The sequence below is a fragment of the Paenibacillus sp. NPDC058177 genome (assembly GCF_042883835.1).
Lineage (GTDB): Bacteria > Bacillota > Bacilli > Paenibacillales > Paenibacillaceae > Paenibacillus_AQ > Paenibacillus_AQ agri.
Genome location: NZ_JBHVVB010000006.1, coordinates 376540 through 390473 on the forward strand (window position 1 = coordinate 376540; position 13934 = coordinate 390473).

General features: G+C 36.2%; 12 protein-coding genes. 2 read left to right on the forward strand and 10 right to left on the reverse strand.

Annotation, left to right across the window (positions count from 1 at the left end):
• Positions 1–116: 116 nt before the first annotated feature.
• Positions 117–1226, reverse strand: coding sequence for a hypothetical protein (locus ACFVU8_RS23185; RefSeq protein WP_387430435.1), 1110 nt, complete (start codon positions 1224–1226; stop codon positions 117–119).
• A gap of 25 nt (positions 1227–1251) precedes the next feature.
• Positions 1252–2586, reverse strand: a complete 1335-nt coding sequence (locus tag ACFVU8_RS23190) for a competence protein CoiA family protein (RefSeq protein ID WP_387430437.1) — start codon at positions 2584–2586, stop codon at positions 1252–1254.
• A 303-nt stretch (positions 2587–2889) separates the two neighbouring features.
• Here ACFVU8_RS23190 and ACFVU8_RS23195 point away from each other — a divergent pair, with 303 nt between their 5' ends.
• Positions 2890–7080, forward strand: a complete 4191-nt coding sequence (locus tag ACFVU8_RS23195; protein WP_387430439.1) for a hypothetical protein — start codon at positions 2890–2892, stop codon at positions 7078–7080.
• 216 nt (positions 7081–7296) lie between these two features.
• Here the strand turns inward: ACFVU8_RS23195 and ACFVU8_RS23200 are convergent, their stop codons facing one another.
• Complete coding sequence (locus ACFVU8_RS23200) at positions 7297–7764, reverse strand: heme-degrading domain-containing protein (protein ID WP_387430441.1); 468 nt, start codon at positions 7762–7764, stop codon at positions 7297–7299.
• Positions 7765–7796: 32 nt separating this feature from the next.
• Entirely contained in the window at positions 7797–8042 is a 246-nt protein-coding gene (locus ACFVU8_RS23205; protein WP_387430443.1) for a hypothetical protein, read from the reverse strand.
• A gap of 4 nt (positions 8043–8046) precedes the next feature.
• Between ACFVU8_RS23205 and ACFVU8_RS23210 the strand changes: the two genes are divergently transcribed.
• Complete coding sequence (locus ACFVU8_RS23210; RefSeq protein WP_387430445.1) at positions 8047–8523, forward strand: ABC transporter permease; 477 nt, start codon at positions 8047–8049, stop codon at positions 8521–8523.
• A 404-nt stretch (positions 8524–8927) separates the two neighbouring features.
• Here ACFVU8_RS23210 and ACFVU8_RS23215 read toward each other — a convergent pair whose 3' ends face one another.
• From ACFVU8_RS23215 to ACFVU8_RS23240, 6 genes are all read right to left on the reverse strand, one after another.
• Positions 8928–9761, reverse strand: coding sequence for a DUF6602 domain-containing protein (locus tag ACFVU8_RS23215; RefSeq protein ID WP_387430447.1), 834 nt, complete (start codon positions 9759–9761; stop codon positions 8928–8930).
• Positions 9762–9988: 227 nt separating this feature from the next.
• On the reverse strand, positions 9989–10609 hold the full coding sequence (locus ACFVU8_RS23220; protein ID WP_387430449.1) for a phospholipase D-like domain-containing protein: 621 nt from the start codon (positions 10607–10609) through the stop codon (positions 9989–9991).
• Between the two features lie 148 nt (positions 10610–10757).
• Complete coding sequence (locus ACFVU8_RS23225; protein ID WP_387430451.1) at positions 10758–11096, reverse strand: tyrosine-type recombinase/integrase; 339 nt, start codon at positions 11094–11096, stop codon at positions 10758–10760.
• A gap of 219 nt (positions 11097–11315) precedes the next feature.
• Positions 11316–11600 carry an integrase gene (locus tag ACFVU8_RS23230; RefSeq protein ID WP_387430453.1) on the reverse strand — a complete coding sequence of 95 codons (285 nt, stop codon included), beginning with the start codon at positions 11598–11600 and terminating at the stop codon, positions 11316–11318.
• A gap of 93 nt (positions 11601–11693) precedes the next feature.
• The gene (locus tag ACFVU8_RS23235) at positions 11694–12095 is read right to left on the reverse strand and encodes a nucleoside 2-deoxyribosyltransferase (protein ID WP_387430455.1); all 402 of its coding nucleotides are present in this window, start codon (positions 12093–12095) and stop codon (positions 11694–11696) included.
• A 262-nt stretch (positions 12096–12357) separates the two neighbouring features.
• Positions 12358–13836 (reverse strand): AAA family ATPase, encoded by a 1479-nt coding sequence (locus ACFVU8_RS23240; protein WP_387430457.1) that lies wholly within the window; start codon positions 13834–13836, stop codon positions 12358–12360.
• Positions 13837–13934 lie beyond the last annotated feature (98 nt).

Consider the following 13934-nt stretch of genomic DNA (forward strand, 5'->3'; position numbering starts at 1 on the left):
ATACAGAAATAGTAAATATAAAATACGGATGATTGCAGTATTATATAATTACAATAGGATTAACTTTTTATTTCCCGTAGATGCATTTCATATTTCCCTAAATAATTGATACTGATTCAGCTAAGCATATTCTTCAAACGATTTAATATCATCTCCAGATCCCCCATACTCTTTAAATTAACAATATTAAAATAATCAGAAAGCATATCACTTAGAGGAGTTACAAAATCTAAAACAATCTTATCCACCATAAGATTAATGTAATTTTCATTTCTACCAGTTCTCTGTGCTAAAAAACCATAGAAATTAATTCCATTAACATCATAATGAAGCAAATTTCTAAGTACTCTGCATTCTTCAGAAATACTCATCCTGTAAGCTTCTAAGATACACTCCAGCCTACCACTACTTTTTGCGTTTACCTCTGAATAGTGTTCTGGAAGGAATCTTTTTATGTTCTCCAGGTTATCCATTACCTGATCTATTTTCATTGATAGTAGTCTCAACAGAATATATCCCGAATTTCTCATATTCAGTTTTCTCTCACTAATAACATTTGTTTTAAGCCATTCGCAGGTTACTAACTCCTGCTGTATCAATAGTAACCTCGTAATGAAACTATCCGTTTTTCTGTCGCCGGTAAAAAGTGAAGTGTGATGAATATCTTTTTCAATAAATCTTTGGTTATCCGCTAATACTATTGAAGCTGGAACAGTAAAGGGAAGTCGTCCCTCTGTAAGATTCGATATGTGCAGCAAAAATTGTATGCTTGTTTCTCCTACATTCCGAAAAAAAGAAAAGATTGCATTGTTTATATTTTCACTTTTAAATAATGTTGTATCGTAGAAGAGGTACGTAGGATAAAGTGTACTTCCCTTGAGACTTCCATCTCCCAAATAGAAACCTAAGTTATTAACATCGTCGCCATATTTCTGAACATGAAATTCTAAAATTTCTTCATGCATCTTCTGATTGTTACTACTACTCAATTTCACTTTATGCCTGATTTTTTTGATTTCTGTATTTAGCTTATAGGAAGAGTTAAATATATCTTTATTAATCTGATATAGAATTAAACAAATATCTTTGCCTATCGAGTGTATAGGAACTGCTGAATATTTTTGATTTCCATTAGATTGTAAAAGCGAGATTATCCCTAATAAGTCGAAATACGCTGTACAGAAAGCAGACAATTCCTTTGAGTTTGTCTGGATCACTTTATTCAAATGTCTTCAGCACCTCGTCCAATTTTTATAGAAGAGCAAGGTTAATAAGTATCTCTCTAAGCCTTCTGTCCAAGTAGTTAGGATTAGATATTGGCCCCATCATGGTTCTAGCTAAACCCCTGACTTCCTCGAGTTCATCCCTACTCTTATAGATCTTACTACCTTTATAGTAATCATAAAGTACTAAAGCCTCATCAATATCAATTGTTTGTTCTTGCAATTTGACAAATAACTCACTCAGTGTGGCGTTGGATTGTGGTGTAACGTTGGCTAATCGGTATGTAGAATGCGAAGTGGTTTTAGGCAAATTTAAATTAACCTTGTTAACTAACTCAGTTTTATGTTTTTTTACTTTCAGTTCTTGATTTAATTTAATCTGTTTCTCTTCTTTGAATTTACTGTAAGCAGCAATCACCTCTCTTTCTAACTCGGCACGTTTTGTTTCTTCATCTTCTCCCATCCATTTAAAATGATTTTTGGAAGAGTGCAAAGAGGCAGCTTTTTCTAGTGAGATTTCTGTTCTGAATATATTTAGCCCCCATTTTGAATCAAGTCTCACAAGCCGTTGAACGAGAGCAGTGCCTTCTGAAGGATCGACATAAAGAAGGCTTCTTATTTCAAATGTAAGCTGTTCTTTAGATGTTTGATCTAGACCGAATAAGTACTTTATTAAAAACTCCTCATCTGTTTTTGCGATTAAGTTTGCAATGAATACTTCCCATAGCTGATCTTGCTTTACCTGAATTAACATTTGATTCTCCGCAGGGTACAGTGAGACCGCCTTTATACTCGGATGCTCAGATGATAACCACGCTTTATCTATAAAAAAGAAATATTTAAATCCTTCATTTTCATATAGTTCTTTTCGCTTCTTAATGAACGAATTATAAGCTTCAACTTGTTTCTTCCCTGTTATGTAATCAACAACCCAAATATCGCCACTTGGAAAATAAATCATTAGATCAGGAATGATTTTTAATGATTTCCGATAACTGTAACCTTCTTGCACCTCTACATCATGTATCCTAAGTTGACCTTCCAGATAAGTTCTAATAATTGTTTTGCCTACGCGATGAGGCTGTTCATTCTCTTCTTCTTTAATTTGCTTGTTATATCGTCCATAGTTTTCCGAACTAGGGCACCCCTCACCTAGGTGCTTAAAATGAAATTTATCTTGTCTAAGAACCATACTAACCGGCTGCTTACAACAGATACATGTAAAAGTCTTTTTATCTGAGTGTATTCTATATTTTGATTCCAATGATTTAACAATTAGGTTATAGCTAATCTCTTGATCCTCAAGCAATATTCGTTCTTCTTCCAAGTAAATACGATCAGTTAATAGATACGCAACTTCCATACCATCTTCACTCCTTTATACATATTTTAACATTTAAATCATTCTAATACTGCGTAAAATTATTCAGTAAGTGCAAAAATAACCTACTTATCAAAATTTCCCGAGGTGTTCAGACTTCAGTTTTATTACCATTCTACGTTTCAAATCTTTTTAGAAAAGTACGTTTCACAATACATAGTACTAGATCCACTGTAAATTTTGAACATAAAGCGATATGATAATAGCACAAACATATTCTTCCTATTCTTAGGCAATAGAACAGATAAAAATATGATGAGCGCCTCTAAAGGGGGATGATTTTCAATGGATATATTTAATTTGAAGAGAGATCGAGATGCTTGGTCGACTATTCGCGGTTATGTATATCAGGTTGATCTGTCACTAGAAAATTGGATACTGCTTGAGGATAATGAATACCTTGAATTAGAGAGAGCCGAAGATATCGACGTTGTTGGAATGCTAAATGATAATTCCGATCGGGTCATGAATCAAATTAAGCATCGAGAAAAGAATTTAACGTTGCGATCTCCAGAAGCAATCGAAGCTTTGATAAATTTTCATGACCATAGACGCGTAAATTCAGAACTCCAACTCTTTTTCCGATTTATAACAAACGCCGAATTTACAATTGAAAGGCCCTCTATCTTTCAAGATAGAATATCCGGTATTGCCGTCTGGGAAAAGCTTCGTATGAATGGTATCACCGACCAGTCGTCGCAAGAACAACTTCAAAAAATAAAAGACTTTTTATTAGCCTGCACTAGACCAGAATCCATAGAACAAAAGTCTTGGTCTAATTGGATGATGTTTCTTCAGCATGTCGATGAACAGGATTTTTATGATTTCATCAAGAGATTTACTTGGAGTACTTCAAACACCCCTTTTGCTCAAATGGAAGATAAGATTAAAGAACTACTAATTTCAAGAAATATTGCTCTCTCCGACCATGAAGCTAACAAAGTATATGAACGACTTTTTCTCCATGTCTTCAAATTATTATCTGCAAGTGGAATCAAACGATTAAACAAAATCGATTTTGCCGTATTAGCTCAACGCGCTTTATATTCAGAAGATGAAGAGCTGCTTAGTAAAATCCAGCGAATTTGGGTCGAAATCGAAACAAGAGTTGATCACATTGAGCGAACTTTAGAAACACAACAGGCTCAAGTTAAGAATTTAGACAAGCATTTTGTAGCTTTAAAAGAGGAGGTCGGATTTAACGCCTCTTTACGATTTAACTCAACAAAACCGCTGATAGATATTCCACAATTTGATAGAGTTATTCAACGTGAAATAATAGTACGTCAATTATTAGAAAATCTAAATACCCTGACTATGATTTCTCTGCACGGTGATCTGGGTAGCGGAAAAACACAACTTGCATCACTTATTGCTCATCAACATTCTGTATGTAAAGGGTGGATCCGTTTACGTGATCTTTCTCCTATTTATGCAAGTATTCGCATTGATGAAGCTTTATCTTCAATTTCAGGCATTACTCCTACAGAACATTGGCAAGATTGGTATGCCCAAGTATGTGCCAGGATTGGTAATAAATCACTCATTGTACTTGATGATTTACCAAAAACTAATGGAAAGACCATTTTAGACGAAAAACTTATTATGTTAGTCCGAGCATGTAAGGACGCAAATGTTAAGCTTTTAACAACTAGTGCTCTTCCACTTCCTCCTGCGTTTCAAACATTTCTTCTAGATAGGGTTATCTTTTCTACAGAGGCACCAAAATTTGATGAAAATGATTTATTGGAATTAATGACGCAATTTGGAGCTACAAAGGATGTTTTAGAAAACAGCAAATTTGTCACTCTTGTTACTTCGCTTACTAAAGGGCATCCCGTTCTCGCTACTGCTGCAGTACATTATTTACAAGAGCACACTTGGCAGATAAACATTGAAGCTTTTGGCGCTTTGTTTAATGGACAATATGCAAATAACCTGAATACCTTCATACAGCAAGAGCTCTTGAATCAACTTGAAGATTCCGAAACCCGAGAATTCTTATATCGATTAACATTGATCCAAGCTTCTTTTGACAACAAGCAAATCCAAATGATTAGCAGAGTTAATCCAGTAATTGCAAGACCATTTGAACGGTTAAATGATGTTTTAGGGCTTTGGTTACAAAAAGATTTCGAATTAAATTATCAAGTCACACCTCTACTCGCTCAAATTGGGCCTATGAATCTTAATTTAACCACGATAAAAGAAGTACGCTTTTTGCTAGGTCAAGACATCATTCGTAAACGAGATATTCATCCCTTTGAGGCAATACGAGCTCTCGGATATTTTGTTGGAGCAGAAGCTTATAACGAAGCAGGTTTAGTATTATTATTAAGTCTTGAGCAGGTTGAGAAACATGAAGCCTGGAACGATATTTGGGGTTTTACTCTAATTTGGATAGAGACTCCTTTGCCTGAAACAATGGAGTTAAAAATGAAGTTAGCTATCCGTATGAAACAAATCAGCATTTTTAATAGGATGGACAAACCCACAAATGAACTTCTTGAAAAAATCGAACTATTATTACTGGCTGCCGATCCCCAGGAATCTTTCATTTATGATGTCAGCTTATTTGTTGCTAGTCAGCTTGCCCTTATTTCACCGATAAAAGCAAATGCACACATTTTAAGAGCTCTTAAAATCTCCCAATTAAGCACCAATAACCAAGAAGAATTTGATCTTATCCATCCAGGTACAATAATTTGGATGACAGCAGCAGGTGTCCAAAATGCTTTGCAGTTGGATGACTGGTTAAATACTCTTCACAAATTTTCAGAATTCCAGCTTCAATACGCAACACAAAGCGATCTATACTTAGAATCATCTATAACCTTTTGTGACAGCCTTTGGCTTCGAGAAGCAAGCAAACCAAAAGAACAGCAAGACTGGCATGAAATTCTTATATCTCTGGAAAAAATAAGAGAGTGCACTAAAAAACTTAAACTCAAAATCTTATGGGCCTGTTCTGTTAGAAGTGCAATTATTGTCTTAGGGGAGTACCAAGATCAAATAGTTAGAGCTGAGCAATTGGCTTTAAGTTCCTTAAATACAAGTTTTGATTCAACAGCAGATTCTATGGATTCAATTGATACAATCGTTGAATTCCTCATCAGAGGCGCGATGGGTAGTCAATATGTCTATAAAGAACAATTTACTGATGCTATTACTTGGCTTTCGAATGCTATTAAATCATCAACAGATTCTTACCCGTATCAAAAAATACACTCATATCTTGAATTGAGTAAGGCATATGGTTTATTAAATCCTGCACTTTCAACTTATTTTTCTGGAAAGGCAGTCGAAATATCACAGCTAAACGATTCTATTCCTAGTATCTTACGTGTAAAGTCGATCGGAGAGCATCTTATAGCTTCCTTGGCTGAAGGAAGTATTAAAAACGAAATCCCTTTATATGAAGAGGCTGTGGAATACCTGTTACAAGCAGACTTTTCAATAGATGACTGGAAAAGCCTCTTTGTCATTTTCGGACATGCTTCAGGATACTTTCTTTCTATGGTATCAAATGGGGAACCCCCAAAATCCTTAAATGATGAAGAACGATATACGATACCTGAAAGAGGCTTTTTCCTGATACATCGTCCGCTTACAGCAGCATTCTATCAATCAGAAAACGATTTTTTCTTGCCCGCACATCTTGCACAGCTCTATGAATTTTACGGTTACCCAGATAAAGCTGCCGAGTGGACATTACGTACGTTTGATATAGCACGAGAGCGAGGTGCTAGGAGAAATATAGGGTTGCTTGGAGCGCAGGCTCTTCCTATTCTCTTGCAAAAACAAGAATATGCTATTGCACTAGATATTGCTTATGAGATGTACATTATCCATTCGATGCGTAGTCAAGGAGAGAATTATTTAGGAGATTCATATACTATATTAGGAGCAAAACCGAGTGAATCTTGGGATCGAATTGAAGAATCTGCTGCCGAGTATAGTGTTTTTCTGGCAGCCATTCAATTATTGCAAGTACAAACTGCAGATCCAAAACAAACTGCAGTCTTAGCAATGGAACTCATATCTTTATGTAAACAATTCAAAAATAATGCCTCGTCTCCAGATTTATGGAACAACTTAATTATTAATATTGATACCTTGTTCATTAACATACTTTCCTATAAAGAATATGCACAACGGGGGAATTCATCAAATAAATGGGCGTGTATACGTTGTTTGTATTATTTGGCTGCATCATTCCATGCACCTTCATCTAAGGATATTCTTAAAATCTATAGGGCTATCTTTCACTTTATTTCTTCGTTCGAAAACTGGGAAGAATTAAATAAAAAAGTTGTAATTCCTTTTGTGACATTCCATTGGCTTTCAATTCTCGGTAATTTTCGCAATGAGTTCTCTTTTCCAGAAAATGTTTATACAGCTTTAAAATTCTATAACGAAGCTGATTCAGAAGTGAATTTGTCTAAACTGCTCGACGCGATTCATACTAGTTTTTAAGTTTTTTTTTTTTTAACCTTCTCTTCAAATCTCTACTTGTGAGAATAATTAATAAGTCCTGAGTTATTAAAACCCCAATAATATCCAGGACCTTTTTATGTTAGGTTGACATCGATTTGGCATTACTGAACTAATGATATTATTTAGTATTCTATATGAATGTTTTAATCAGTTTACTAACGGAATACAATTGAATAAATACTGCCACGCTAAAGTTTACGGACAATCAAGAATACCTAGATAGTCACTTAAGCAACTTGTAATACGTATATGCTCATCTTCTTGGGTAGTGCCGGTAAGCACAATAGCTCCAATAATTCCGATACCCTTTACTTTTATAGGAAACCCGCCCCCAGCATCCGTAAAATCAGCTGAACTTAAAGCAAATGCGTCTTCAAGCCTCTTCCCTTCTTCTTTCAACTTTAATTGAATAGCAAATGAACTTTGATAAAATCGATAAACGGTATTTTTCTTTTTCCTTAACCATTCGTCATTATCAGCAGTTGTCCCCTCTAACGAAGCATGAAAGATTTGATGACCACATATAGAGACATCTACCGCCAAATTCTGTCCCTCTCGTTTAGCTTCATTAAGTATCTTTAAGCCGATTTCAATCCCCGTGTCATAAGTAAATCTATCAAATCGCAATAACCGTTCTTGTTCCTTAATCGCTTCATAATTCATCGCTATTTCTCCGATCTATAGTCAGATTTTTTCTATTCCTCAAATGGATATTTGAGCCCCCACTGACGTCTTAGTTCATCACATTGTCTGACTATTGAAAAACTTTGTCTCCATGTCATTATTGGCGACTCTTTTAATTTTTTCCGCAAGCAATCATTAACATGAGCGATCTCGTATTGGAATCCATCATCAGATATACCCATAACTTTTTGAGGTACTTTTTCTTCATATGATGTTTTCTTACCATCCTTAATCACATGGATTAAAGTAGGCTTCAACGTATTGACCAGCCAAGTATTATCAGAAGTAGTTACAGGAAGTGGCGCAGCTGGAGTAGGTTCAAGTCCATTAGGCATGATGGGACAAGGCGAAAGTATGGCGAGAGGTACTGCTTCAGTAACCAAAGAAGAGGCACTTGCTTCATTGGGAGCAACAGATATTCCGACTTCAGTATCGCTGTACCCGATTGATTTTAGTGCCAAAGAATCGGTGGTTGCTTATCTAGACAAGTGGAATGAAGGACGTGATACCAATGATCAGGTGATGGATACTGACCTCGCGGCTATTGTTACTAACATATCAGGCAGTATTATGGATGGTATTACATTGGTGATAATTGCTTTTGCAGCAATTTCACTAGTAGTATCTTTGATCATGATTGCAATCATTACATACATTTCTGTTATGGAACGGACGAAAGAAATTGGAGTGTTTCGCGCACTGGGTGCCCGTAAGAAGGATATTACCACGGGTATTTAATGCAGAAACCTTTATTATTGGGGCATGTTCTGGAATTTTGGGTATCGGAATCACCTATTTACTGACTATTCCGGTTAATGCAATCCTTTATAATTTGACTGTTTTTGTCAAAAGAAAATAAAGTACTAGACTTGGTGTCATTATTCCACGCGGCTTTTCGAATTGTTATACCGCCAGACTTCATAAAATAAGTTTTAGACTGACCTTAGAAATTGGAACAGCGACAGCCAAGGACGAGAAAATAAAGTACTAGACTGTCGCTGTTTCATTGAACTAACGTTCCCCGTTAGTTGAATGAATTACGACTAAAGTTCATTAATATATACATTAGATTTGCTCCATCAATATAACCACGTGAATGCAGTGTTAACGGATGGTTGTGCCCTCTAGTTTCATTAATTTTGTCAGTTTAATCTGATTTCACAATCCCGCATCCTATGAACTTCTTTGGTATGCTCAAGAGGATACAAAAACTCAAAATATTGTTCATTAAGTACGTTCGATGCAACTAACCTGTAGACTGTTTCTAGCAAATTAGATATGAAATATCCAAATGCTAGCCCTGAATGAGTTGTATTAGGTTGATGAAAGACTTTCTCGTAAGACAAGTCATAAAAACTAAGAGATGGTCTATTCTCATTGCGCATATCGGTAGGGTTTCCTTCCGGCCAGTATCGCATAAAGATATTATCATCAAAGCAAATGTGATTAATATAGCCCTGTTTCTCCTTCAATTGGTCTATAAGTTTATTTGATTGTATTCCCCCACGAAAACTCATTTGTTTTTCATATGAGAATATACCATTGAAAATATCGGTCCTACCAATGACTTCACCGTTAAGGTGACATTTATCTATTGTTGAAAGAACCTCTCTCTCATATTTTTTTCTTCCGTGAAGTACCTGAGGAGTAACTTTAGATTTCACCTCTATAATGCCTAAAACACTCTCGGGCATTAAAATAACAAAGTCACCTTCCGAGAAAAGTTTAGGCTCGTTTTTTTTGTAAATAATTATGTCAATTTGGTCCGTTAGTTGGCTTGCTCGATTTTTAACAAAACCAGTACCGACGGCTACGTTATCAGGCAGAACACGTCGGAGAAAATTCATTAATATAATCTCTTTATATCTTCCATCCTCGCCCCAATGATTATCATCAATAAAAAACTTAACTCTGTCCTTCAATGCAATAAATTCAGCAGCTATTGATTGCTGGTATCTAGTATTATTGTTGGGCATACCGACACCTCGTTCTTTATTATAATTACAGTATTGCTCATCTTTCCGATAACGTAACAGACTTGAGAGGCTTAAGGTCCGCCAGGACCGAGTAGCCCCTCCACGTACAAGTTGTCTGCTGACCCAAATTCCCCCGAAATGCCTCTTGCAGCCTAATGGTCGTAAGGCACACCGCGTAAATACCGTGTTAGAAGATGTTTACTGCCGACTTCCTCGAAAAACCACAATTATATCATTTTAAATTTATGTCCACAGTAGGTACAAACAGGTCCGAAACTCTCAAAATCAACACCATCTGATTCCTCACACTTTGGACACATTATCCTCCTAAGTTGCCCTTTATCAGTGTACAACTCTTGAGCATCTCTCCAAATCTCATTAAATTCATCCAAAAATTCAGCAATTATTTTTTTATCTGTTGAAGCCACCAAACATTCATAATTACTATTCAGTGCAGCTGATGTCCAATTCACTGAACCGAAAATCACTTTGTTTCTCGAAACCATAAATTTATGATGCATGTTTTGATATTTCCCCTTTGCTCTTAATCCTAGACTTTTAATTTCAAGGTTGGATTGATAGTCAGCAAAGTTGATAACTTTTAGGAGTTCCTTTGAAATAATAACTTCCGAATCCGAACCAGCCGGACGAATTATATCAGATGTGTTTAGTAACAATCTTGTCCTTCTATTTTCTTTGGTTCTTTCTATAAGAGCTGTTGCAATATCAGGATGAGTAAAGTAAGCAACGGCAACTGAGATGAATTCAGTTTCAGTTTTTATCACCGACAAAATCTCATTTAAAGCTTCTGTATTCGCTTTTCCAGGTCGAAGAAATATAGTTTTCATATCATTACCCCTTTTAATTATTTTTGGCAGCTGCGTCTAACAATTCATTTACGAAGTTTGCAATTAAAGAGATTCAGTACCCCATTAGATTCCCCCTTTATTAGTTGTTAGCTTATCTTTTTTTATTGGGCAAATCTGCCCTTGAAACTTAAAAGAATAGTCGATAAAGCTCTCTCCGACGTTCGCCGCGAAGCTGTGCGTAAATTTGAGTGGTCGATGCTTTTTCATGACCAAGCATACCTTGGATAAAATCTAAGGAGGCACCGTTATCAAGGAGCTGGCATCCATATGTATGTCGAAAGCGATGCGGGTATACGTTCGCTTCAATTTTCCCCCGATCTGCAAGCCGTTTTAAGGCCCATCTAATCGTAGGTATGGCCATTCGTTTTGTTGGATGTGTATCGGTAACAAATAAGGCTATGCAAGAGTCCTCACGGCTGGCCAGGTACTTCTTTAACCATACTTTGCACTCTGTCGTAAAGTACACTTCTCTTTGCTTCGCTCCCTTGCCATTAACGATTGCTGAGCAGTTCTCTCAGTTCAGATCCTCGATGTTGATCTTCTCCACCTCTCCATCCCGGCAGCCGGTGCTGTAGAGAAACTCCAGCAGTGCTCTTTCCCTGAATGATTGACACGAGATCTTTTAAGTGTATGACGTCTTCCTCAACCAAAAACTTTGGAATTCGCTTATCTAATTTCGGTTCTCTTAATTTAGAGAAGGATTTGAAGTCAGATACGTCTCTTCATAAGCGTATCGGAAAAGAGAACGAAAAAACCGAATTCGGTGTCCCAGGCTGCTTAGCTTCAAACGATCAGCTTGTTTTGCCAAGTACTCCTCCAACAGGGTTAACGTTACCTCTATGATATCGAGATTGCCGAGCTCTTGCATCAACATTTTGTGCTGAAGGGCGTATGCTTTTAAAGTTCTCGTACTGAATCCTTGAATACGCTTGTCAGCTTCATACAACCTCCACAGTTCACTTAATTGCATAACAAAACCTCCCTTTAGAAGCTATTAAATCTAGTTTGCTTCTAAGGAGAGGTTTTAATAATCAGCTGGGGCGTGTTGAACTAGCGTTCCCCATTAGCTTAATATTGTTGGGTATTCAAGACAGACTGAATTAATTAAGTCTTCTAAGGAACCAATCCTCTGTTGAACTGAATCTACATGATAAAAAGTACATGTCTTTCCGATCTCATTGAATTCATTTGTTAATGAGTATAAATAAATCTTCTTTCCTGCCCCCAGAGCAATTCCTAACTCAACATGGCTTCCTTTCCCTGCTGGGATCATAACTATTACTATATCTGCAGCCAAGACCCCAGAAACCTCTTCTTGACCAATACTACGAAGTTTGGTAATGGTGTCCACGTTCGATTGTGTAGTCCAATCGTAAGTATGCTGAAAACCACGTGCTTTCAAATCCTCAGCGACTCGCCTCACGTTTTCAATGTTTTTGAGACTGGAAGCTATGTAAAATTTCATATCGTCCCCCCCCATTTCAACCTTCTAACATGCTGTTATATATTAGCACATATTTGAAGTATCCTGCCCGACAGTTGAACAAAAGCAGCCGATCACTTTGATCAGCTGCTTTCGTAGTTCTATTACGCTATCGTTTCCAGTTAGCTTAAACATTAAGAACTTTGTGCCTCTTATCATCACCCATGATTCAGTCTAAATGTGTTCGGCTCCCCAAACGATTTGTATCAGGTAGCATATACACAGCTCGAGTCAAACATAAAGCCTAATATCTAAAAACAGGACCAAACATCTCGTGTAATGCACTTATTGGTATATTTTTCTTGATGTAGTCACTGTATAAGGCTTTTTTTGCTTCAATCTTATCTTTACCAGTATTTCGTGTAATCTGTTCTATTATATCACTAAATCTTTTTTTATCACCTTGCCTATTGTTTGTATAACTGCTGTACTTTGTCGTTCTAAATAAATTGCTAATATCCGTTGTCAAGCCCAAAACAGTTGATATTTCACGATAATTACTCTCAAAATGTTTAACTACACCCGATTCAGGCGTAATGGGAAGGTATTTGATATTGGTCTTATACTTATTCAAAATCTCTAATTTCTCAATTTCTGATTTTTCTTTGTCCCTTTTCTTACGAAGATCATTAATACTTATCTCAACATCCTTGTCAAAAAAAACATCAATTCGTGTTGTTGGTTTAAGAATTCCAATATTATTATTTAAGAAAATCAATATATTGGGCCAGCCACCAATCGGAAGAATGCGGTACAACGCTTTTTTATTTACTAATTCCTTGTAGGCTTTAATAGCTTCATCAAGCAGGATCTTCGCTTCATCATCTTCGACGAAAAACACATTGTCTAAATCGATATCATCTGCGGTTGCTATCCCTCTAAGGGCGAATGTATGATAGCACGGGTTTTCTACCTCAATGTTCCCATCCATAGCCGGGGAATGAAGAAAATAAAGATCTCGTATATCGGTATCTTTTATCATGTTGATTGAGTGCGTTGATAATATTATTGTGTGACGAAATTCATCAGCAATTTTTCTTAAATAACGCAATAAGTTTAATTGGACCGCAGGATATAATGTAATATCTATTTCATCAATTAAAATAAGACTTCCTCTACTCGCATTCAGTACACGCGTCAGTATATTAATAACACACGTTTCTCCAGTACTGAAATAAAACTCTGGATGATAGCCACCAGACTCATTTGGGGCCAAATACACTGCACGGCCAGCATCTAATTTTATCCCTTTCATATTTGAAAATTTGTTGTTTTCAAAAACCTCGCAAATTGCAGAAACTAGTCTTACGTCTACCGCCGAAACCTTGCTATGATAAATATCCTTTTTTACCGGTTTCAACCTTAAACTATCAGCTTTAATATAGAGAACGGATTCATATCCAAACTTAGTAAGTACCTTAGCATTTTCAAGTTTATCAGGCATCCATCTATTTTGGGCATTTTTTGAGTAAGTAACTGATTCATTATTAACATGATAACTCAATTTAGAGTGAAGATAAGGATCAATAATTTCAGCATTTGAAGAATTTATTTTATTAAAATTATCACCCAAGGCTGATCCGATTCCGATCTTGGCTAGAGCAGTTAATAATGTTGTTTTCCCGATCCCGTTTGTCCCCGTCAGAAGTTTAACACCTTGAGTTGGTATTTCAAACTCAAGTTTTAAAATATTCTTTATCTTATTAAGTACGATTTTTTTCACAAAAAAGACTCCCACCTTATTTTTATATAGGTCCAACGACTTGAAAATATGTTCCTTCTTAAGGATAACACGCTCAGCTTTATGTGCAAGAAAATAAT

Bases quoted from the DNA above. Each gene is read 5' to 3' on its own strand.
- ACFVU8_RS23190 (WP_387430437.1), bottom strand. From the start codon at position 2,586: ATGGAAGTTGCGTATCTATTAACTGATCGTATTTACTTGGAAGAAGAA.
- ACFVU8_RS23195 (WP_387430439.1), top strand. From the start codon at position 2,890: ATGGATATATTTAATTTGAAGAGAGATCGAGATGCTTGGTCGACTATT.
- ACFVU8_RS23200 (WP_387430441.1), bottom strand. From the start codon at position 7,764: ATGAATTATGAAGCGATTAAGGAACAAGAACGGTTATTGCGATTTGAT.
- ACFVU8_RS23215 (WP_387430447.1), bottom strand. From the start codon at position 9,761: ATGCCCAACAATAATACTAGATACCAGCAATCAATAGCTGCTGAATTT.
- ACFVU8_RS23220 (WP_387430449.1), bottom strand. From the start codon at position 10,609: ATGAAAACTATATTTCTTCGACCTGGAAAAGCGAATACAGAAGCTTTA.
- ACFVU8_RS23230 (WP_387430453.1), bottom strand. From the start codon at position 11,600: ATGCAATTAAGTGAACTGTGGAGGTTGTATGAAGCTGACAAGCGTATT.
- ACFVU8_RS23235 (WP_387430455.1), bottom strand. From the start codon at position 12,095: ATGAAATTTTACATAGCTTCCAGTCTCAAAAACATTGAAAACGTGAGG.